General features: G+C 63.7%; 22 protein-coding genes. 6 read left to right on the top strand and 16 right to left on the bottom strand.

The window, feature by feature from the left end; genetic code table 11:
• Nucleotides 1-2 precede the first annotated feature (2 nt).
• From FJW06_RS24265 to FJW06_RS24255, 3 genes are all read right to left on the bottom strand, one after another.
• Nucleotides 3-599 carry a LysE family translocator gene (locus FJW06_RS24265; RefSeq protein ID WP_140755263.1) on the bottom strand — a complete coding sequence of 199 codons (597 nt, stop codon included), beginning with the start codon at nt 597-599 and terminating at the stop codon, nt 3-5.
• Between the two features lie 101 nt (nt 600-700).
• Nucleotides 701-1,276, bottom strand: a complete 576-nt coding sequence (gene ilvN / locus FJW06_RS24260; RefSeq protein WP_140755261.1) for an acetolactate synthase small subunit — start codon at nt 1,274-1,276, stop codon at nt 701-703.
• 141 nt (nt 1,277-1,417) lie between these two features.
• On the bottom strand, nt 1,418-3,199 hold the full coding sequence (locus FJW06_RS24255; RefSeq protein WP_140755259.1) for an acetolactate synthase 3 large subunit: 1,782 nt from the start codon (nt 3,197-3,199) through the stop codon (nt 1,418-1,420).
• Nucleotides 3,200-3,544: 345 nt separating this feature from the next.
• Here FJW06_RS24255 and FJW06_RS30260 point away from each other — a divergent pair, with 345 nt between their 5' ends.
• Both FJW06_RS30260 and FJW06_RS24250 read left to right on the top strand, forming a co-directional pair.
• Complete coding sequence (locus FJW06_RS30260) at nt 3,545-3,706, top strand: hypothetical protein (protein WP_181178536.1); 162 nt, start codon at nt 3,545-3,547, stop codon at nt 3,704-3,706.
• Between the two features lie 82 nt (nt 3,707-3,788).
• Nucleotides 3,789-5,597, top strand: coding sequence for an NAD(P)/FAD-dependent oxidoreductase (locus FJW06_RS24250; protein ID WP_140755257.1), 1,809 nt, complete (start codon nt 3,789-3,791; stop codon nt 5,595-5,597).
• A gap of 51 nt (nt 5,598-5,648) precedes the next feature.
• On the opposite strand, the gene FJW06_RS24245 is transcribed toward FJW06_RS24250, so the two are convergent.
• Nucleotides 5,649-6,239: an HD domain-containing protein gene (locus FJW06_RS24245; RefSeq protein ID WP_140755255.1), complete on the bottom strand. Its 591-nt coding sequence runs from the start codon at nt 6,237-6,239 to the stop codon at nt 5,649-5,651.
• Entirely contained in the window at nt 6,236-7,387 is a 1,152-nt protein-coding gene (locus tag FJW06_RS24240; RefSeq protein ID WP_140755253.1) for a gamma-butyrobetaine dioxygenase, read from the bottom strand. Before FJW06_RS24240 ends, FJW06_RS24245 begins: the two co-directional genes overlap by 4 nt.
• 134 nt (nt 7,388-7,521) lie before the next feature.
• On the opposite strand from FJW06_RS24240, the gene FJW06_RS24235 reads away from it, so the two are divergent.
• Nucleotides 7,522-8,382: a LysR family transcriptional regulator gene (locus FJW06_RS24235; RefSeq protein ID WP_140755346.1), complete on the top strand. Its 861-nt coding sequence runs from the start codon at nt 7,522-7,524 to the stop codon at nt 8,380-8,382.
• Here FJW06_RS24235 and FJW06_RS24230 read toward each other — a convergent pair.
• Genes FJW06_RS24230 through FJW06_RS24220 form a run of 3 tightly spaced genes read right to left on the bottom strand, consistent with a single transcriptional unit; the run spans nt 8,305 to nt 9,832 of the window.
• Nucleotides 8,305-8,913, bottom strand: a complete 609-nt coding sequence (locus FJW06_RS24230; protein WP_140755251.1) for a GNAT family N-acetyltransferase — start codon at nt 8,911-8,913, stop codon at nt 8,305-8,307. The genes FJW06_RS24235 and FJW06_RS24230 overlap by 78 nt on opposite strands.
• A 38-nt stretch (nt 8,914-8,951) precedes the next feature.
• Nucleotides 8,952-9,260 (bottom strand): hypothetical protein, encoded by a 309-nt coding sequence (locus FJW06_RS24225; RefSeq protein ID WP_140755249.1) that lies wholly within the window; start codon nt 9,258-9,260, stop codon nt 8,952-8,954.
• A 5-nt stretch (nt 9,261-9,265) separates the two neighbouring features.
• Nucleotides 9,266-9,832 carry an XRE family transcriptional regulator gene (locus FJW06_RS24220; RefSeq protein WP_140755247.1) on the bottom strand — a complete coding sequence of 189 codons (567 nt, stop codon included), beginning with the start codon at nt 9,830-9,832 and terminating at the stop codon, nt 9,266-9,268.
• Between the two features lie 151 nt (nt 9,833-9,983).
• Between FJW06_RS24220 and FJW06_RS24215 the strand changes: the two genes are divergently transcribed.
• Nucleotides 9,984-11,816: an ATP-binding protein gene (locus tag FJW06_RS24215; RefSeq protein WP_140755245.1), complete on the top strand. Its 1,833-nt coding sequence runs from the start codon at nt 9,984-9,986 to the stop codon at nt 11,814-11,816.
• Nucleotides 11,817-11,983: 167 nt separating this feature from the next.
• Here the strand turns inward: FJW06_RS24215 and FJW06_RS24210 are convergent, their stop codons facing one another.
• Complete coding sequence (locus tag FJW06_RS24210; protein WP_140755243.1) at nt 11,984-12,775, bottom strand: GGDEF domain-containing protein; 792 nt, start codon at nt 12,773-12,775, stop codon at nt 11,984-11,986.
• Nucleotides 12,776-12,899: 124 nt separating this feature from the next.
• The gene (miaA, locus tag FJW06_RS24205) at nt 12,900-13,844 is read right to left on the bottom strand and encodes a tRNA (adenosine(37)-N6)-dimethylallyltransferase MiaA (RefSeq protein WP_140755344.1); all 945 of its coding nucleotides are present in this window, start codon (nt 13,842-13,844) and stop codon (nt 12,900-12,902) included.
• On the opposite strand from miaA, the gene serB reads away from it, so the two are divergent.
• Together serB and FJW06_RS24195 are read left to right on the top strand one after the other, a co-directional pair.
• A complete protein-coding gene (gene serB / locus FJW06_RS24200) occupies nt 13,834-14,721 on the top strand; it encodes a phosphoserine phosphatase SerB (protein WP_140755241.1) in 888 nt (295 codons plus the stop codon). The two genes, miaA and serB, sit on opposite strands and share 11 nt — an antisense overlap.
• 8 nt (nt 14,722-14,729) lie before the next feature.
• Nucleotides 14,730-15,302 (top strand): GNAT family N-acetyltransferase, encoded by a 573-nt coding sequence (locus FJW06_RS24195; RefSeq protein WP_140755239.1) that lies wholly within the window; start codon nt 14,730-14,732, stop codon nt 15,300-15,302.
• A 45-nt stretch (nt 15,303-15,347) separates the two neighbouring features.
• On the opposite strand, the gene FJW06_RS24190 is transcribed toward FJW06_RS24195, so the two are convergent.
• The 6 genes from FJW06_RS24190 to FJW06_RS24165 form a co-directional block, all read right to left on the bottom strand.
• Nucleotides 15,348-16,865, bottom strand: coding sequence for a DegQ family serine endoprotease (locus FJW06_RS24190; protein WP_140755237.1), 1,518 nt, complete (start codon nt 16,863-16,865; stop codon nt 15,348-15,350).
• Between the two features lie 195 nt (nt 16,866-17,060).
• Nucleotides 17,061-17,246: a DUF2065 domain-containing protein gene (locus FJW06_RS24185; protein WP_140755235.1), complete on the bottom strand. Its 186-nt coding sequence runs from the start codon at nt 17,244-17,246 to the stop codon at nt 17,061-17,063.
• A 6-nt stretch (nt 17,247-17,252) separates the two neighbouring features.
• Complete coding sequence (locus FJW06_RS24180) at nt 17,253-18,233, bottom strand: protease modulator HflC (protein WP_140755233.1); 981 nt, start codon at nt 18,231-18,233, stop codon at nt 17,253-17,255.
• Nucleotides 18,233-19,339, bottom strand: a complete 1,107-nt coding sequence (gene hflK, locus FJW06_RS24175) for an FtsH protease activity modulator HflK (RefSeq protein WP_140755231.1) — start codon at nt 19,337-19,339, stop codon at nt 18,233-18,235. Before hflK ends, FJW06_RS24180 begins: the two co-directional genes overlap by 1 nt.
• A 247-nt stretch (nt 19,340-19,586) precedes the next feature.
• Complete coding sequence (locus FJW06_RS24170) at nt 19,587-20,105, bottom strand: dihydrofolate reductase (protein ID WP_140755229.1); 519 nt, start codon at nt 20,103-20,105, stop codon at nt 19,587-19,589.
• Nucleotides 20,105-21,121, bottom strand: coding sequence for a DUF4424 domain-containing protein (locus FJW06_RS24165; protein WP_140755227.1), 1,017 nt, complete (start codon nt 21,119-21,121; stop codon nt 20,105-20,107). The genes FJW06_RS24170 and FJW06_RS24165 overlap by 1 nt, the downstream gene beginning before the upstream one ends.
• Between the last annotated feature and the right edge of the window lie 117 nt (nt 21,122-21,238).

The following is a 21,238-nucleotide window of genomic DNA, read 5'->3' as shown; positions in this document are numbered from 1 at the left end:
CCTCAGCGAAGCATCGGCCACAGCGTCGCCGCCAGCAGCACGCCCATGGTGATGTTGAACCATTTCAGCCGTGTCGGATCCGACAGGAAACCGCGCAGCGCCGTGCCGAAGCCGGCCCACACCGAAACGCTGGGCAGGTTGACGATGGTGAAGGCGATCGAGATCAGCGCCACCGAGACGAACGGGTGATCGGCATTGGTGTAGACAGCCATCGCGGTGATCGCCATCACCCATGCCTTGGGGTTGACCCACTGGAAGGCAGCGGCATCGATGAAGCGCATCGGCCGTCCCTCCGCCCGTTTTCCGTCGCTGATCGAACGCGACATGGCGATCTTCCAGGCGAGGTAGAGCAGATAGGCGGCGCCAGCAATCTTCAGCGCCGTATGCAGCACAGGCAACGCCGTCAGCACTGCGCCGAGCCCGAAGCCGACCGCCAAAAGCAGGATCAGAAAGCCGATGCTGATGCCCAGCATGTGCGGAACGGTCCTGGCGATGCCGAAATTGACGCCGGAAGCGAGCAGCATGAGGTTGTTCGGTCCCGGCGTGATCGACGTCACGAAGGCGTAGACCAACAGGGCAAGGAATGTGTCGAGCGACATGTTATCCTCCCGAATATATCAGCCTTACTGTCCTTTTAGCAAATGCGAAAAAGCCAGAAACGGGCAACCGCCGGGCCAAAGAAACAGGATGGTCGTCCTGTTCACATTCCCTGCGGACCGCGGTTCATCGCGGCGACGCCGGTGCGGCAGATCTCGACCAGGCCGAGCGGCTTCATGATGGCGATGAACTGGTCGAGCTTGGAACCCTTGCCGGTGATCTCGAAGATGAAATGCTCGGTGTTGGCGTCGATGACCGAGGCACGGAAAGCATCCGCGAGACGAAGCGCCTCGACCCGGGCGTCGCCCGTGCCGGCGACCTTCACCAGCGCGAGTTCCCGTTCCAGCGGCCGCTCCTGGCCCATCTCGTGCGAGCGCACCGTCAGGTCGACCACCCGATGCACCGGCACGATGCGCTCGAGCTGATGCTTGATCTGCTCCATGACATGCGGCGTGCCGCGCGTCACGATGGTGATGCGCGACAGATGCTTCTCATGCTCGGTCTCGGAAACGGTCAGGCTCTCGATGTTGTAGCCGCGACCGGAAAACAGGCCGATGACGCGGGCAAGGACACCCGGCTCGTTGTCGACCAACACTGAAAGCGTGTGCGTTTCCGGCTTCTCGGTTTCCTTGGCGATAAAATAGGCGGAGCCGGTCGGTTGAAGGTGTTGTGCGTTCATAAGGTGAATCTCGATTCAGACTTTTTAGCCAATTCTCTGTTTGCGCACGGCTTTCTCTCGATAGCCCCGCCTTGATGGCTGGTGTTATGGATGGAGCATGATGCTGCCCGAAAACTGCTTCTCGCTTTTCGGCATCATGCTCTAAACCAGTTCCCTGCCCTTGGCGTCGATGGCGTTGGCCACCGCTTCGTCGGTAGCCTCGTCCGGCAGGAGCATTTCGTTATGCGCCTTGCCCGACGGGATCATCGGGAAGCAGTTGGCCAAGGTCGCCACGCGGCAGTCGAACAGCACCGGCTTCTTGACCGAAATCATCTCCTTGATCGCGTCGTCGAGCTCGTCCGGCTTGTCGCAGCGGATGCCGTGGCCGCCATAGGCTTCCGCCAGCTTGACGAAGTCGGGCATCGCCTCGGTATAGGAATGCGACAGCCGGTTGCCATGCAGCAGCTGCTGCCACTGGCGCACCATGCCCATATACTGGTTGTTGAGGATGAAGATCTTGATCGGCGCCTCATATTGCACTGCCGAGCTCATCTCCTGCATGGTCATCTGCACCGAGGCGTCGCCGGCGATGTCGATGACTAGCGCATCGGGATGCGCGATCTGCACGCCGAGCGCCGCCGGCAGGCCGTAGCCCATCGTGCCCAGGCCGCCCGACGTCATCCAACGGTTCGGCTTGTCGAAATGATAATGCTGCGCCGCCCACATCTGGTGCTGGCCGACCTCGGTGGTGATGTAGGTATCCTTATCTTTGGTCAGTTCGTAGAGCCGCTGGATCGCGTATTGCGGCATGATCACGTCGTTGTTCATCTTGTAGGCGAGCGAATCCCGCGCCCGCCATTTCGCGATCTGCTCCCACCACGGATAAAGCGCCTTCTTGTCAACCTTGGCGGTCGCCCGCCACAGCCGCACCAGATCCTCCAGCACGCGGCCGACATCGCCGAGGATCCCGATATCGGCATGGACGTTCTTGTTGATCGAGGACGGATCGATGTCGATGTGGATCTTCTTCGAGTTCGGCGAGAACGCACTGAGCCGGCCGGTGATGCGGTCGTCGAAGCGCGCGCCGATGCAGATCATCACGTCGCAATCATGCATCGCCATATTAGCTTCGTAGGTACCGTGCATGCCGAGCATGCCGACCCAGTTCTTGCCTGAGGCCGGATAGGCGCCGAGCCCCATCAGCGTGGAGGTGATCGGGAAGCCGGTGAGGTCGACCAGCTCGCGCAGCAGATGGCTCGCCTCCGGACCGGAATTGATGACGCCGCCGCCCGAATAAATGATCGGCTTCTTCGCGCCGGCCATCAGCTCGACGGCAGCCTTAATCTTCTCCAGATCGCCCTGGACCCTGGGCTGGTAGCTGGTGCGCGGGGCCGTCTGCGGCGGCACATAGATGCCCTTGGCGAACTGCACGTCCTTCGGGATGTCGACCACGACCGGGCCGGGACGACCCGTCGTTGCAACATGGAAGGCTTCATGGATGGTGGCGGCGAGATCGTTGACGTCCTTCACCAGCCAGTTGTGCTTGGTGCAGGGCCGCGTGATGCCGACCGTGTCGCATTCCTGGAAGGCGTCGGAACCGATCAGCGAGGTCGGCACCTGGCCGGTGAGACAGACCAGTGGAATGGAATCCATCAGCGCGTCCTGCAGCGGCGTCACCGCGTTGGTGGCGCCAGGGCCGGACGTCACCAGGAGCACGCCGGCCTTGCCGGTCGAGCGCGCATAGCCTTCTGCCGCATGGCCGGCGCCCTGCTCGTGCCGGACCAGGATGTGCTCCACCTCGTCCTGTTGGAAAATTTCATCGTAAATCGGGAGAACCGCGCCGCCCGGATAGCCGAAGACGTGCTTGACGCCATTGTCCTTCAGCGCCTGCACCACCATTTCGGCGCCCGTCATCTCGCGCCGCTCGTTCTGTCCGTTGCTCATGGGTCTGGTCCCGTACTGTTCGCCGTCCGGCGATTTGCTGCTCGTTTAGTTCGGTTGAAGGCAATAAAAAAGGCCCCCGAGGGAGCCTGTGGGATGCGCATGGGAGGTTTTCGCCCGGCGGTTACACCGCCTTGCCCACGCGCCAGCCTACGAGAATGAGTGCCGTTTTCATGGGCGCGGACAATAAGGGCGAAAACGCGGGCTCGTCAATGGGGTCCCGTGCGAATTCACCCGTCCGCGAGAACGGGCGCCTGCCCGCTCCCATGGTACAGCTACCATAGTACAGTTGAGCGCGCCTCTCCGACGCACCACTATGCGCTGGCAAAGGACGTGCGAGGAGGACGCATGGCTGGCGAGCGGGAGCATATCCGCGAAATCGAACAGGTGCTGACCGGCGTGCGCTCGGCCCGCGACGATATCGTGGTTCAATCCTGGCTGCGTTGCATCGATACGCATCGGCTCGACCCGGCACGTCCGACGGAAGCCTGTATCGTCTTAACAGATTGATTTCATTGTAACCCCTTATGAGCGCAACGGTTGGCACGCCGCTTGCTGCTCATGCCGCACTCTAGCAAGTGGAGGAGAACAAATGCTCGAGAGAACACCCACCACCAAGGCGCAGGCCCTGCTCGACAAGTTCGGCAAGGCACTGGAAGCCGGCGATATCGACAGCGCCGTCAACTGCTTCCAGGCCGACTGCTACTGGCGCGACCTCGTCACCTTCACCTGGAACCTGAAGACGATGGAGGGCCAGGACCAGATCCGCGACATGCTGCAGGCGACGCTGGCCAGCACCAAGCCGACGGGCTGGGCGATGGCCAGGGGCGAGGAAGCGAGCGAGGACGGCGGCGTCATCACCGCCTGGATCACCTTCGAGACGAATGTGGCGCGCGGCTTTGGCCTTGTTCGGTTCAAGGGCGACCTGATCTGGACCCTGCTCACCACCATGGCGGAGTTGAAGGGCCATGAGGAGAAAGCGGGCTTCACCCGTCCCCTCGGCGCCAAGCATGGACACGGCAAGGACCGCAAGACGTGGCGCGAGGAGCGCGACGACGAGATTGCAGAGCTCGGCCACACCAGGCAGCCCTATGTCGTCATCATCGGCGGCGGCCAGGGCGGTATCGCGCTCGGCGCCCGGCTGAAGCAGCTCGGCGTGCCGACCATCATCGTCGAGAAGAACGAGCGTCCGGGCGACTCCTGGCGCAAGCGCTACAAGTCGCTCTGCCTGCACGACCCGGTCTGGTACGATCACCTGCCCTATATCGACTTCCCGAAGAACTGGCCGGTCTTCGCGCCGAAGGACAAGATCGGCGACTGGCTGGAGATGTACACCAAGGTGATGGAGCTGAACTATTGGTCCTCCACCACCGCGAAATCCGCCAAATACGACGAGAAGGCCAAGGAATGGACCGTCGTCGTCGAGCGCGATGGCAAGGAAATCGTGCTGAAGCCCAAGCAACTGGTGCTGGCGACCGGCATGTCCGGCAAGGCGAACTGGCCGAAATACAAGGGCCAGGACATATTCAAGGGCGAGCAGCAGCACTCCTCGACCCATCCCGGTCCGGACAAATACCGCGGCAAGAAAGTGGTGGTCATCGGCTCCAACAACTCGGCGCACGACATCTGCGCGGCGCTGTGGGAAGGCGGCGCCCACGTGACCATGGTGCAGCGCTCGTCGACCCATATCGTCAAGTCGGACACGCTGATGGATATCGGGCTTGGCGCGCTCTACTCCGAGCAGGCGGTTGAGAACGGCATGACGACACGCAAGGCGGACATGATCTTCGCTTCGCTCCCCTACCGCATCCTGCACGAGTTCCAGATTCCGCTCTACCAGCAGATGAAGGAGCGCGACGCGAAATTCTACGACGACCTGGAAAAGGCCGGCTTCATGCTCGACTGGGGCGATGACGGCTCCGGCCTGTTCATGAAATACCTGCGCCGCGGCTCCGGCTACTATATCGATGTCGGCGCCTGCGACCTCGTCATCGACGGCTCGATCAAGCTGAAGAGCGGACCGGGTGCTGCGGTGCAGGAACTCACCGAAACCGGCGTCAAATTCGTCGACGGTACCGAGTTGCCGGCAGATCTGGTGATCTACGCCACCGGCTACGGCTCGATGAACGGTTGGGCCGCGGACCTGATCTCGCAGGAAGTCGCCGACAAGGTGGGCAAGGTCTGGGGCCTGGGCTCCGCCACCACCAAGGATCCGGGTCCATGGGAAGGCGAGCAGCGCAACATGTGGAAGCCGACGCAGCAGCAAGCGCTGTGGTTCCACGGCGGCAACCTGCATCAGTCACGGCACTATTCGCAGTACCTGTCGCTGCAGCTGAAGGCAAGGCAGGTCGGCCTGCCGACTCCGGTCTATGGGCTGCAGGAGGTCTATCACAAGAGCTGACGCACAGCGCTCTCGCGTATGGCGGAAGCCCGGCCAGCCGGGCTTCTGCGTCTATGCCGCCTTTTCCGCCGCGAACTTCTTCACCACGCGCTCCAGCAGCGGCACGTAATCGCGAAAGGCGCGTGTCTTCATGTTGGCGACCTTGCCGCCCTCATCCCAGATGCGCACCCGCACCGCTTCGTCGTGGAAGGGGTTGCTGCGAAACTCGGCCACTTCCTCCGCGCTCATCGGCCCGCCCTGCAGCGACAGCGTGTGCACCGAGGCCGGCGACAGCTTGCCGAAATAGGTCGGGTCGGTGGCGCACAGATAGCGCTTGGCCGAGACATGCAGCCTGACGCATTCGACGATGACCGGCGGAAAGAAAGGCGCGAGCACTTCGCCGCCCGCCTCGTCATGATGCTTGTCCTCGACGTCGTCGGGCGAATAGGTGCCGAACTCGCTGGTATAGTGGCCGATGTCGTGCAGCAGCGCCGCCGCCACCAGTTCCTCCGGCGCGCCGTCCTGCTCGGCCAGCCACGCGCCCTGCAGCATATGCTCCGACATGGTGACCGGCTCGCCGAGATAGGATTCGGCGCCGCGGCGCTCGAAGATATCGGCGATGAATTCGACGATGTTGCCTGCGTCCAATTCGTTCGGTTTCATTCCGCCGCCTCCTTGAAACCATGCTCGAGCGCGGCAAGCGTCGAAAGCAGGCCGTCCTTATCGGCGTAGCAGCCCTGCAGCCAGCGCTTGCCGCTGCCGGAAAACGCCTTGCGCGCGTGCATGACGCGGGTGTTGTCGACGATGAAAGATTCTCCCGCCTCAAGCTTGAAGGTCACCTCGAAGGAAGGATCCTCGATCAGTTCGGCAAAACGGCGATAGGCCGCGTAGTATTTCTCCATCTCGGCAAAGGGCACGTGGACCGCCGGCGCCAGCGAGCGGTTGTTGAAGCGGATGCAGATCAACTCGCCGTCGGGCCCGAGCTCGATCATCGGCCGCTTCGACTGCAGCCGCACGCCCGACGAGCCGGCATATTCGAAGCGCGCCGGACAGGAAGAGAGCAGCCGGAAGCCGTCCGGGTTCTCCGCCTGAAGCGCCGCCGCCACCGCGAACCCATCGACGACGCTGGATTCGCCGCCTTCCACCGTGTTCTCGATGCACGCCAGGATCTGCAGCGTCGGCACCGGATCGCGATAGGGATTGTCGGTATGCGCCTGCAGGCCGAGATTGGTGTAGGCGAGATTGTTCGGGTTGACCTCGGCGCGCACTTCGAACCAGCGCCCGTAATTGGTCTCCCGGATGTAGCCGAAGAGGTCGGCCACCTTGCACAGCGCGCCGGATTCTGTGGGCAGGCCATCCATGATGGCAAAGCCATAGGCCCGCACCGCCGAAAGCCATTCGCGCAGGACGCCGCGGTCATGCAAGGCCGCCGCGTAGCTGGCGCGCGGCACCGAATTCTGCATTGTCGACTTGGTCCAGCGCTGAATGACGTCGCCCGTCCAGCCGGGCTGCCGAGATTCGACGCGATCATAGGCGTTGGCCCACAGCCACTGGGCTGGGAAGCTGACGGTCTTGTCCTCGGGCACGAACCTGACCTCCAGCGCTCCGCCCTCGATCGAGGCCTTGTCGATCCGCGTTTCCGCAGGAATATCGAGGATGGTGATCAGCCGCTGGCCGTTGCCGGCGCTGCGCGTCTTGTCGTCCAGCGCATTGTCGCGCAGCCACATGGCGTGGAAGCGGCTCACCGCTCCGTCCTTCCAGCCAAGTTGGACCGTTCGTCCGTCATCGCTCAGCCTTACCGTCGTCAGCATATCCCGGAAGCTCCCATTCTCTATCATTACCGCGAGCACGGATTGCATGGTGGCCTCACCAGAGGCATAATTCAAATTATCGTTTTATGGGTATTGGCGCTAAATTTCTGATGGCTGGAAGAGCTCTCGATACGATGCCTCCTCTCGATTGGCTGCGCAGTTTCGAGGCGGCCGCCCGCCTCTCGAACTTCACCGCGGCGGCCGCCGAGCTCGGGCTCACCCAGGCAGCGGTGAGCCAGCACATCCGCTTTCTGGAAGAGCGGCTCAGGACGCGATTGTTCGCGCGCCTGGCACGCGGCGTGGCTCTGTCGCCGGAAGGCGCGGCCTATCTCCCCCACATCCAGTCGGCATTCGCGACCATCGGCAACAGCACCAACGAACTGTTCGAGCCGCGCGCCGTGCAGACCGTCTCGATCCGGGTTCCGATCTCGTTTGCGCTTCTGGTGCTGGTCCCGGCCCTGCCCGACCTGGCGAACGCGCTGCCGCAGATCCGGCTCGACCTGGTGACCATCCACCGGCCGACCGACTACGACCAGCCGGGCTCGGCACTCGACATACGGTTCGGCCACGGGTCCTTTCCCGGGCGCGAGGCCGACCGGCTGACCATCGAGCGGCTTGTCCCGGTCGCGGTTCCGCCGCTCGCCAAGGATATCGATTGGACATCATTGCCGCTGCTGCTGGTGGCGGGCGCTCGGGAGATGTGGGCGGAATGGTTTGCCGCCGCGGGATTTTCCGGACAGCCCCGGCGCTCGCACCGCTTCGACAGTTTCGTGGCCGCCATGGAAGCCGCGAAGGCCGGCGCCGGAGCGCTGCTCGGCTCGCGCCCGCTCATCGACACGGCCCTCAAGGAAAGGGCTCTCGTCAGGCTTTCGGATTTCGAGCTTTCGAGCCCATCGGGCCATTTCCTGACAAGGCCGTCATCGTCGCGATTGTCCGGCGCCGAGCAGGATTTCCGCCGCTGGCTCCTGTCGCGCATCGCCAGGATTTCGGGATAGCTCGTCGGCCTCTGCTCCTATCCACTTCCAGTAGATCAACGTGCCGGTCAGACCGCCGTGCGGTTTCAGCGCGAAATTGGGGATTTCGCCGGTCAGGGTGAAGCCGAGCTTCTCATAGAGGCCCGCCGCGCCCTCTTCGCTCGCCGTGTCCAGCACCAGCAGCGTGCGGCCTTTCTGGACCGCGAGCTCCTCCACGGCACGCATCAGGCGGGTCGCGACGCCTTTGCCGCGGTGGCCGCGGCCGGTCATCAGCTTGGCGATCTCGGCGCGATGCGGCTGGTTAGGCGGGAAGTCGAGCAGCAGCGTGACGGTGCCGGCAAGCGCATCGCCTCGCCAAGCGCCCAGCACCGCCCTTTCGTCGCGCGCGGCCGCGGCAAGCGACTTGCGCCAGAAGTCCCGCGCGGCCTCTGGCGATAACGGATGCATGAAGCTCACCGACCCGCCGGCGGCGACGGTCTCGATCAGCAGATCGGCGAGCATGGCGATGGTCGCCGCATTGTCGCTCAACGCCCGGATTTCAAGGGAGTTCATGCTGGTGCTCTCCAGGTGACGAAACATCGGGGGCATGGTCATTCGAAATGGCTGGTCCGCCTGCGCCGGCGCGCCTGCCGGATTTCGGCGATACGGTCGGCGTCGTCGTCGCTGAGATGGCGGCCGCGCTCGAGGATCTCTAGCGTATATTCCTCATAGGTCAGTCCCAGCCGCTCGGCCCTTTCCAGCCGCATCAGCATGACGGCGTGGCTTGGAGCCTTCCAGGCCTTGCCGTGGGCGGCGCGCCAGGCGAGGAAGATGTAGGCGTCGCCCTTCCCCCAGGGCGGGCCTTCATAGTCGTCGAGCGGCGGCCCGCCATTGTGCGAGCGTTTTGGCCGGCGAGACATAGGGGTCAGTCCCTGACCAATGCCACGAGATACTCCGCCGCATCCGGTCCGGGAGCATGAAAGACGCAATCCGACGGGGCACCCAGCGCCAGGCAGTCGCCGGGATCGAGCCTGTGCACCACATCGCCCTCGGTGAAATCCAGCCTCCCGTCGATCAGCCATATCTGCTGCTTGATGAAGGCGTAGGATGACGCCGGAAGACTGACCTTGGCGCCTGCCGGTAGGCTGACCCTGACCAGTTCCAGCGGCATCTGCGATGCCGGCGACAAATGCCGCCGGATGTAACCGGTTGCCGGATCCTGCCAGACCGGCTGCTCGTCCTTGCGCGAGACGCCGCCGCCTTGCATCTCGGCTCGTGCGATCAGCGTCGACAGCGTCATGCCGAAGGCCGCCGCGATACGCACCAGGAGTGCTGCGGTCGGACTGGTCGTGCCGCGTTCGATCGCGCTAAGCATCGCCTTCGAGACGTCTGAGCGCTCAGCCAATCCGGCCAGAGACCAGCCCCTCACTGTTCTTTCGGAGCGTATGCGTCTGCCGATAGTGACTGTGATGGCGTTCGATATATCATCCATACGTCCAATATAACGGAATTTCGGAAACTGGGAAGAGGCTGTTCGATCGAATTGTCGCGGCTGGCTTAACGGCGCCTACACCATCCGACCTCACCTGACTTTAACCCCGATCGGATAGGGTTCCGCTGCAGGGAAATGGGACAGGTCACCGATGTTTGTTGAACGCGAAGCCTCCGTCGGGGAACCGACCTCGCAGGAACGCCGCAACATCCAACAGAACGACAAGCGCACTTTGGGCAACGTCGTGCAATGCGACGGCGCGCGCGCCACCATCAGCGCCCATGCGGAAGACGCCGAGGGCACAGTCACCGGCCTCTGGACCGTCGGCAGGATGATCTCCATCAATCTCGGCTCGACGCGAACGGTCGGCCTTGTCTATGCCATCGGCAAGTCGGACCGCGCCTGGAACCACGATGGGCAGAATCTGATCGAGGTCAGCGTCGAGCTGGTTGGCGAAGTGCGCGACGGCGCCGAGCCTGGCGCCAAGCCGGTGTTCGACCGCGGCATCACCACCTATCCGCATATCGGCGCCATCGCCCACCGCATCCGAAGCCGCGACCTGCAGGCGGTCTACGACCTGGCAGGGCGCCATTCGGTGACCATTGGCACGCTGTCGCAGGATGAGTCGATCGATGCCAACATCGCCATCGACGACACGCTGGCGCGCCATTTCGCCATCGTCGGCACGACCGGCGTCGGCAAGTCGACGGCGGTCTCGCTGCTCTTGCGCAAGACGATCGCGTCGCGTCCCGACCTGCGCGTGCTCATTCTCGACCCGCATAACGAGTTTGCCGCCTCGCTGCCAGAATATTGCGTCAAGGTCGATTCCAAGACGCTCGACCTGCCGTTCTGGATGTTCAGACTAGAGGAGTTCGCCGAAGTGCTGTTTCGCGGCCGCGAGACGGTGCCTGAGGAAGTGGATGTGCTGCGCGACCTGATCCCGGCCGCCAAGAACCTCTACCGCAACCCGAATTCCGGCACCTATATCAGGCGCGGCAGCGACGCGCTGACGGCGGACACGCCGGTGCCCTACCGCATTGCCGATCTCATCAAGCAGATCGACGAGCGGATGGGCATGCTTGAGGCCAAGAACGACCGCCCGACCCTGAAATCGCTGAAGACGCGCATCGAATCGGCCGCTGCAGACCCGCGCTATCGCTTCATGTTCAATTCGCGCCTGATCGAGGACACGATCCACGAGACGATCGGCGACATTTTCCGCGTCCCCAGCCATGGCCGCCCGGTCACCTGCTTCGAGATGGCGGGCATGCCGTCGGAAGTCGTCAACTCGGTCTGCTCGGTGCTGGCGCGCCTGGCCTTCGATCTGGCCTTGTGGAGCGAGGGACGGCTGAAGCTGCTCCTGCTTTGCGAAGAAGCCCACCGCTACATGCCGGCCGATCCGCGTCTCGGCTTCGCGCCGACCCGGCACGCGCTGTCGCGCATCGCCAAGGAAGGCCGTAAATATGGCTGCTATCTGGGCGTCGTCACCCAGCGCCCGGGCGAGCTCGACCCGACCATCCTGTCGCAATGCTCGACCTTTTTTGCCATGCGGCTCGCCAACGAGCAGGACCAGGCGATCATCCGCTCGGCGATCGCCGACTCCTCCGCCTCGACCCTGGCGTTCCTTTCTTCCATGGGGCAGCGCGAAGCTATCGCTTTCGGCGAAGGCGTGGCGACGACCATGCGGCTGAAATTCGAGAAGCTGCCGCAGGAGTTCATCCCAGGCACCGCGAAGGGCGAACAGATCAAGCCCTCCGTGGACGGCAACGACGTCGATCTGGCCATGATCGTCGAGCGGCTGCGTAACGTGCCGAAGCCGCAGCAGTCCATGGCTTTCGCCGAGACCGTGGACTCGAGCCGCCAGGCCGGCGATCCGGACTACAAGAAGCCGGCCAACTCCCCGCGCGTGCAGCCCGACGACGACTTCGACACTCGCTACGGCCTGAAGCCCTCGACCTTCGGCATGCGCCAGTTCAACGATTGAACGACCAATCTTCGCAAGCACCGCCAAATTCCGAACAAGAATTCATCAGGCCGGATCGAATGACCTGGCTTTCGAGAAGCCGGAGCGGAGCGGACATTCAGTCCGTGAGCACCGGAAGTCGAGAAAGGCGCGTCAGTTGACCGGCCTCATGAATTCATGTCGGAATTTTAGGCGCAGACGCGGTTGCGGCCCTGCTTCTTCGCCTCATAGAGCTGGCGGTCGGCACGGCGATAGAAATCCTCCGCGCTCTCCTTGTGGTCCCAGACGGCGAGGCCGACGCTGGTGGTGACCTTGAGACGCACATTGCCCGACATGACCGACAGGTTGGCGATCGCCTTGCGGATGCGCTCGGCGAAGCGGGCGAGCAGTTCGACATCCATGTTGGGGGTGACGACGGCAAACTCCTCACCGCCCAGCCGCGCCACCACATCGTGGTAGCGCGTCATGCCTCTCAGGCAGGTGGCGACGGCCCTCAGCACCTCGTCGCCGACATCGTGACCGTGCGTGTCGTTGACCTGCTTGAAATGGTCCAGGTCGAGGATCATCAGCCCGACCGGCCTGTCGATGCGGCGAAACTCCTGCAGATATTCGCGCAGCGCATCGTCGAAATAGCGGCGGTTCTGCATGCCGGTGAGACTGTCGGTGAGCGCCGCTTGCTCAAGCGTCTGCGAACGGGCGCTGAGCGACACCGTCATGGCCCTGAGCTTGCCCTCTTCCCGCACCTGGCCGCGGATCAGCGGGTAGATGAAGAAGCTGCCGAAGAACAGCGCGGTCGCCAGCAACGCGCCTGTAACGAACAGCAATTTGTTGAGATAGACGATTTTGTCGACGCGCGATGCGGCATCGAGGTCTGCGGCGATGTCCTGCAATTGGCCATAGGCATGGAAGGTCACCAAGCCGGCGGCCAGGATCACAAAAATAAAGACGAAAAATGCGGATTCCGCCTTATGGAAACGCATCAACTCCCCGCGGCACTGTAGCCCCAAAGGTTATGGCATGGCCGACCTTACGGACCGTTAATCCGAACAACTTTAGCGAGAATTGGAGCCGGCGATTTTAAGGTGCTGATTGAAAAAGCTTTAGTCAGTCCAGGACCGCCAACTCGTCGCCCGGCCGCAGCCTGCGCCACTCCGAACCCAGCTGGTGCCTGAACCATGTCGACTGGCGCTTGGCATATTGCCGGGTCGCGATCTTGGCGCGTTCGATGGCTTCGGGAAAACTTGACTGGCCGGCCGTCGCCGCCTGCAGCTCGCGCACGCCGATCGCCTTCATCGCCGGCAGGTCGGGATCGAGGTCGAGCGCAATGAGTTGACGCACTTCGTCGAGCGCGCCCTTGTCGAGCATCTGGTCGAAACGCGCCTCAATGCGTAGCACCAGTTGCTGCCGATCCGGCTCGATGACCAAGAAGCGCGAGCTGTCGCGATCGATCAGCGGCCGGCCGCGCGCCGCCTGCCATTCGAGGATCGAACGACCCGAAGCGTCGAGCACCTCAAGCGCCCGCACGATACGCTGGCCGTCGGTTGGCCTGAGCTGCATGGCCATAGCCGAGTCCTCGTGCATCAGCAGGCGATGCAGCCTTTCGGCCCCTTGTTCCTTGAGCTCGTAGCGCCAACGCTCGCGGACGGCCGCCGGAATGTCGGGCATATCCGAAATGCCTTCGGCCAGCGCGCGGAAATAAAGCCCGGTGCCGCCGACGAAGACGACCGGACGGCCCGACAGGACGTCATCGTCGATCAGCTTCGTCACGTCGCGCAGCCACGCGCCGGTGGAATAGGCCGTGGATGGATGCACGTGGCCGTAAAGGAAATGCGGCGCGCGCGCCATCTCGGCGGCGCTCGGCCGCGCCGTCAGGACGTCGAGCACGGAATAGCCCTGCATGGAATCGGTGTTGACGATGACCCCGCCATTGCGTTCGGCAAGATCGAGCGCCAGCGCCGACTTGCCGCTGGCGGTCGGCCCGGCTATCAGGATCGCGTTCTTGATGCGGCCTTCGCCCGCCTGCCTGCCGGAATTTTCGATGCCGCTGATCGCCACTTTAGTGTCCCGTCCAGAAGCCCGCGCCGTGCCGGCCTCGCTTGCGAATATGGCCTTGCGGGCCGCCGGCGCAAGCGCCGTTCATTGGCTGGCCGAGGATGTCGCCTGCGATCTTGTTTTGCCGGAGACGCCGGATATCGGCGAAATGACCGCCAACCTGCGCGCCGCGCTGACCGCCGAACCGATCGACGTCATCGTCCAGCCCGCCGAAGGCAGGCGCAAGAAGATCCTGCTTGCCGATATGGATTCGACCATGATCGACCAGGAATGCATTGATGAGCTTGCCGACGAGATCGGCGTCAAGGATCATGTGGCGGCGATCACCGCACGCTCGATGAACGGCGAGATCGCCTTCGAGCCAGCCTTGCGCGAGCGCGTTGCCCTGCTGAGCGGTCTCGACACCGCCGTGGTCGACCGCATCATCGCCAATCGGCTGACGCTCGCCGCCGGCGGTCGCGCCCTGGTGCAAACGATGCGCGCCCATGGCGCCTGGACGGCGCTGGTCTCGGGCGGCTTCGACGTCTTCACCAGCCGCATCGCCGCCAAGCTGGGGTTTCAGGAAAACCGGGCCAACCGCCTGATCGAAGACGGCGGCAACTTTACCGGCATGGTGGCCGAGCCCATCCTTGGCCGCGCGGCCAAGGCCGAAGCGCTGCTCGACATCGCGAAGAGGCTCGGGCTGACGACGGAGGATGCCATCGCGGTCGGGGACGGCGCCAACGATCTCGATATGATCCGTCTTGCCGGCACCGGCGTTGCGCTCCACGCCAAGCCTGCGGTGGCGGAGCAGGCGCGCATCCGCATCGATCACGGCGACCTGACCGCGCTGCTGTATCTGCAGGGCTATCGCCGGGATGAGTTCGTCTTTTGAGGTCTTCGATGACGCCGATCCGTACCGAGCGCCTGATCCTGCGCAACTGGGAGGAGCGCGACCGCGCGCTTTTCCACCGCATCAACTCCGACGAGCGCGTGATGGAGTTCTTCCCGTTCCGCCGCGACCGCGCCGCGGCGGACGCCAAGATGGACGAGGTTCGCGCCTGGATCGATGAGGACGGCTACGGCTTCGCCGCGGCCGAGATTGCCGCAACCGGCGAATGCATCGGCTTCGTCGGTCTGTCCGGAACGGAAGACATCGACGTGCTGGTGCCCGGCACGATCGAGATCGGCTGGCGGCTGGCGCCGGAATTCTGGGGCAAGGGCTATGTCACCGAGGCATCGGAAGCCTGGCTCGCCTTCGGCTTCGAAACGCTTGGCGTCGACGAAATCGTATCGTTCGCGGTCGCCGGCAATCACCGTTCGATCGCGGTCATGAAGCGGCTCGGCATGCAAGCCGATCCGGACGCCGATTTCGATCATCCCGCTGTCCCCGACAGCCACCCGCATCTCAAGCGGCATGTCCTCTACAGGCTGTCGCGCCAGGACTGGCAGGCACGAAAAAGGGCGGCTCGCTAGCCGCCCTTTTCGTTGAAGTCCAGTTGTTTGGGCGCGTTTCCGGACTCAATCCATCCGGATCGTCACGAAGCGCAGTTCGCCAGTCTTCGAGGCCAGCATCAGGAGCGCGTTCTTGCGGCCCTGCTCCTTCAGCGCGCCGATCCGGTCCATCACGTCCTTCGGCGTTCCAACCGATTCCTGCGCGATCTCGGTGATCACCTCGCCGGGCTGGATACCGCGCTCTGCCGCCGCCGAATCCTTGGCGACATCGGTGATGACCACGCCCGACACGTCGGCCGCGATGCCGAATTTCTGCCGTGTCTGGTCGTTGAGCTCGCCGACCGTCATGCCGAGCACGGAGGCCGTCGATACCGGAGGCGCCGCCTTGTCGCCCTTGTCCTGGTCGGTGTTGCCGTTCTCGCCGCTGGCCAGCTTTTCGCCGTCCTCGAGCCGTCCGAGCGTCACCTTGACGGTCTGCTCGACGCCTTTGCGCACGATGACCACGTCGACCGCCTTGCCGACCGGGCTTTCGGCGACGACGCGCGGCAGGTCGCGCATTTCGTGGATATCCTTGCCATCGAACTTGATGATGACGTCGCCGGCCTGCACCGAACCGTTGTCGACCGGCCCGCCTTTGATGACGCCGGCCACCAGCGCGCCCTTGGCGGTCGCCATGCCGAGGCTTTCGGCGATGTCGTCCGTCACCGGCTGGATGCGCACGCCAAGCCATCCGCGCCGCGTCTCACCATACTGGCGGAGCTGGTCGACGACGCCCGCGGCAAGCTGCGATGGGATGGAGAAACCGATGCCGATCGAGCCACCCGACGGCGAGATAATCGCGGTGTTGATGCCGATAACCTCGCCGGCAGCGTTGAACAGCGGACCGCCGGAATTGCCGCGGTTGATGGCGGCGTCGGTCTGGATGAAGTCGTCATAGGGGCCCGAATTGATGTCGCGGTTACGCGCCGAGACGATGCCGACCGTCACCGTGCCGCCCAGGCCGAACGGATTGCCGATCGCCATCACCCAGTCGCCGACGCGCATCTTGGTGGAATCGCCGAATTTCACCGCCGTCAGGTTGTGGCCCTTGGGGTCGACCTTCAGCACCGCGACATCGGTCTTGGTGTCGGTGCCGACAAGCGTCGCCTTCAGCGTGACGCCGTCGGAGAAATTCACCTCGATGTCGTCGGCGTCGGCGATGACGTGGTTGTTGGTCACCACGATGCCCTGCTCGGCGTCGATGACGAAGCCGGAGCCGAGGGACTGCACTTTCTGCCCGCCACCGCCCTTGTCGCCGCCACGGTTCTTGAAAAAATCGTCGAAGAAGTCCTGGAACGGCGAGCCCTCGGGCAGTTGCGGCATCGGCACCGCGCCCGGCCCTTCCGTGCCTTTCACCGTCTGCGAGGTCGAGATGTTGACCACCGCGCCGAGCAGGCGCTCGGCGAGATCGGCGACCGAAGGCGGCCCGTCGGCGGCAATCGTCGGCCTGACGAAGGACGGGACAGCGACAATGCCGACCACGAATGCCGTGGCGCCGGCGAAGGCCATGCGCCGCGCCGCGCGCAACAGGGTCTCGGATATCATCATGGCCTCCCGGTGGTTCTGAAAAGGAGAAGCGCATCCGCAAAGGCGCCCATCCTGTTCATGTTGGCAAGAAATAAGGCACGTTTGCGGCTATAGCTATCGGCGAAAGATAAATCGTCAATCGCTTCGGCACCAAGGAATTTCCCTTCAAGCAATTCCAGCGGTTTTTCGTCTGGAACTACGCAAAACAAACAACTAGCCACGGACCAGCCAGACGATGCCGACACCGATGGCGATCGCCGCCAGGCCGCCGATCCGCAGCATATTTTCCGGCATCGACAGCACCTCGGCGGCGAGTTTCCGGGCCAAAGCCGGAAACCCTCCATAGACCAGCCCTTCGATCACTAGGACCAGGCCCATTGCGGCCAGAAAATCCTGCACCGCCCGTTACTGGGCAGGGCCGGGTTGCGTCGCAGGCGCGGCCGGTGCCGTCGCAGGCGCGGCCGGTCCCGTCGCAGGCGCAGGTGGCGCGGAAGGCGCCGGCCCGGGCTTGCTATCCGGATCGCGGAAATAGCGGAAGAACTCGGATTGGGGCGAGAGCACCATCGTCGTTCCGGTGTTGTCCAGCGCCGTGCCGTAGGCGTTCATCGAGCGATAGAAATCGAAGAAGGCCGGATCGCGCTTATAGGCGTCCGCGAAGGTCGCGCTGCGCTGCGCCTCGCCCTCGCCGCGCAGGATTTCCGATTCCTTCTGCGCCTCGGCGACGATCTCCACGACCTCGCGGTCGGCCCGCGCCCTGATGCGCTGCGCCGCCTCGTTGCCGCGCGCCCTCAGACGCTCGGCTTCGGCCAGGCGCTCGGCCTTCATACGGTCATAGGTCTGTTGCGAGACCTCCGCAGTCAGATCGGTCCGGCGGATGCGCACATCCTCAATGTCGAGGCCGAGCGAGGTCGCGTCCGGACGCAACTGGTCGCGCACCTCCCGCATCATGTTGCCGCGCTCTTCCGAAAGGGCAGCCTCGAAGTCGCGAAGGCCGTAGACACGGCGCAGCGCCGCGTCGAGACGCGTCTTCAGGCGGGCCTCGGCCAATTCCACCTGGCCGGATACTGCCGCGCGGAACGTGCGCGGATCCGAGATGCGGTAGGCGATGAAGGCATCGACCTCGTAGAACTTGCCGCCCGAGACCTGGACGCGGATGTTGTCGAGGTCGAAGCGCATCACCCGCTTCTCGACCATCTGCACGCTGTCGGCGTCGAAGAAGGCGAACGGCGCCTTGAAGTAGACCCCAGGCTCGCTCTTGACGTCGATGATCTCGCCAAATCTCAGAACGATCGCCTGCTGGCCCGCATTGACCACGAAGATCGAGGAGTAGAGCAGGAACAACAGGACAGCCGCGACGACCGCAATGATGGGAAGACGGTTTGCCATCACTGGTTACCTCCCGTCGTGGCGCCCAGGGGCGCCGGCGGCGTCTTTGGCTGCAACGCCGGCAGCGGCAGGTAAGGCAGCACGCCCTGACCGTTGCCCTGCTCGACGACGACCTTGTTCGAGTCCTTCAGTATCTTCTCCATGGTTTCAAGATAAAGCCGCCTGCGCGTGACGTCGGGCGCCTTGGCATATTCGTTGTAGACGGAGATGAAGCGCTGCGCCTCGCCTTCCGCCTCCTGAACGACCCGGTTCTTGTAGGCTGCGGCGTCCTCGCGGATCTGCGCCGCCTGGCCGCGCGCCTGGCCGAGCTTCTGATTGGAATACTGGTTGGCCTGCTCGACGAACTTGTCCTCGTCCTGCTCGGCGCGCTGCACTTCGTCGAATGCGTCGGCCACCTCGCGCGGAGGTGCTGCGTCCTCGATCGAGACTGCATTGACCTGGAGGCCGGTCTTGTAGCCATCGAGCGTGCCCTGGATGATCTCGCGCACCCCCGTTGCGATGCCTTGGCGGTCGTCGCGGAAGATGTCCTGCGCCGGACGCCGGCCGACGACTTCGCGCATGGCGCTCTCGGCCACCTGGGTCAGCATGCCGTCGGGATCGGAAACATCGAACAGATAGGCCTTGGGATCGGAGACCTGATAGGCGACCGAGAACTGCACATTGACGATGTTCTGGTCGCCGGACAGCATCAGCCCGGAGCCGCTGCTCGAGCCGCCGCCGATGCTGACGAGCTGCTCGGAGATCTTGGCGGTCTCGACCGTTTCGACCGGCCACCAGTGGAAATGCAGGCCCGGCTGCGAAAGCTCGGTCTTCGGCTGGCCGAAGCGCAGCTCGACGGCAACCTCGTCGGGCTGCACGGTGTAGATCGCCTTGAACGCCCATAGCACGATGAGGGCCAGCGCGATCAGCCCGAGCACAGCCGGGCTGGCGCCGCCGCCGCCCGGAAGCGCGCGCCGCAGCCTGTCCTGGCCGCGGCGGATGATGTCCTCGAGATCGGGAGGCGAACCCTGCGGACCGCTCGGCCCCTTCGGTCCCTGCCCCCAGGGCCCCTGATTGCCGCCGCCGCCCCACGGGCCGCCGCCGCCGCTTTTGTCGTTCCAGGGCATGAATGTCCTTTCGCTTCGGTTCCCTCAGGCCTTGCGGCGCAATCCTAGCGCATGACCACGAAAATCCATATCGGTTTTCGAAAAGGAATCATGCCCCAAAATCAAAGTATTACGGCGGCCTCTTGCGCGTCCGGTTGGACACGCGCCGCTGCAACACCGTTCTTCTATAGGGACGCCTTGGCCCGCTTTCAACGCGATGTGCCATCGCCGGAGTCCGATTTGGGCCGGTAGCGACCGTTTGTCGTCGTCAATGACCGTCGCGACGGCGTTGGTAGATGGTGTAGCGCGTTGCGTGGCTGTCCTTCTCGCCGGCGGGAAAATCCTCGGCGCTGGCGACTTGCCAGATGCCTGGGTCGATCGGCGGGAAATGCGCATCGCCATCGACGCTGGCCAGCACATGCGTCACATGCAGCCGGTCGGCAAGCGGCAAGGCCTGGGCATAGATCTCGCCGCCACCGACCACGCAGATCTCCTCGGCCCCCGCCATGCAGCGGCCGCGCACCTTGGCCAGCGCGATCGCGTCATCCAGCGAGTGGGCCACTTCTATGCCTTCGGCGCGCCAGGCTTTGTCGCGCGTCACCACGATGTTGAGCCGGCCAGGCAGCGGCCGGCCGATACCTTCATAGGTCTTGCGGCCCATGATGATCGGCTTGCCCATCGTATCGGCCTTGAAGCGCTTGAGATCGGTGGAAAGCCGCCACGGCAGGCCGCCTTCGCGGCCGATCACGCCGTTTTCTGCGATGGCGACATAGATCGCGATGTCCATCAGCCGCCGTTCCCGTCATTGTCCGACGGCTCCAGCAGCAGGATGTCGATGTCGTGCTCCGGATAGAAATCCTTCGCGGTGATCTCGAACGTCGTCGGCCCGAGCTTTTTGACATTGTCGCCGCAGAAGGAGACGAGGTTCTTGGGGCTGCCCTTGTCGATGGTCAGCTTGAAATTGCCGATGGTACCGGATGCCCAATTGCCCCCCGTCGTGAGGATGTAGGCGATCCGGCTCTCGTAATATTTCGGGTAGCCGTCGGGATTTTCCTTCGCCGCCTTGCGCACCGCGTTCTCGAACGCGCCGTCCATGCAGTAGCGGGTCTTGTAGGCACTGTATTGCGGGTCTTGGAACTGGCCCTCGGAGAAGAAGCTGACCGAGGAGGTGCCGCCGACGCTGGGCTTGTAGCGATGCGAGACATGGACCTCCTTGTTGGCCGGGAAGGTCGAGCGCCACCAGTAGGTCGAGCGCAGCTGCCAGAAGGGCACATAGGCGGTCTGCATGCCCGAGCCGTCATCGGCGGTATCCTCGATGATGATGCCGCGGTCTTCCCAGTCCTTGGTGACATCCTTGGGCAGCTTCGCCAGCGCCGCCTTGGCGGTATCGCCGAATGGATAGAGCGGCACGTTCTGGGCCTTGAGATCGGCGGTGATGTCGATGCCCAGCGCAAACGCCCTTTGCTCGAGTTGCGGTTTGGCATCAACGCCGTCGATCGTCACCTCGAAGCCGAGGAAATTATCGCTCTGAGCCTCCGGGATTGCCGGCATCTCGTTCGGATCGCCCTCGATGTCGGGCATCGGGAACGCGACTATGGAGCTGACATCCTTGTCGGTGTTGTTGCGGAAGACATAGTCGACCGTCACGTTCTCCGGCGAGATGAAAAGATCCTCGCTCTGCATGGCGACGGCGTCGCTGCGCGACAGGATCAGCCCGCCTGTGCCGAGTTCGGCGACGGAATCATTGGCGAAGGCCGGAGCGGCCGTTATTACCAGCGCTGCGGTCAATACGGTGCGTAACATGGACCCCCTCCTCTGTGCCGCGATACCGGGATCAGCCGGATGATGTCTTCCATCTATCGTTTCAACGTAGTGTTTCAAAGCTCTTCGTCACGCATACGGGTACTTCTGGACACCGCG

It is taken from the genome of Mesorhizobium sp. B4-1-3 (genome assembly GCF_006439355.1).
GTDB lineage: Bacteria > Pseudomonadota > Alphaproteobacteria > Rhizobiales > Rhizobiaceae > Mesorhizobium.
Note: the sequence above shows the minus strand (reverse complement) of the source record. Positions and strands in the feature narration are given on the sequence as shown.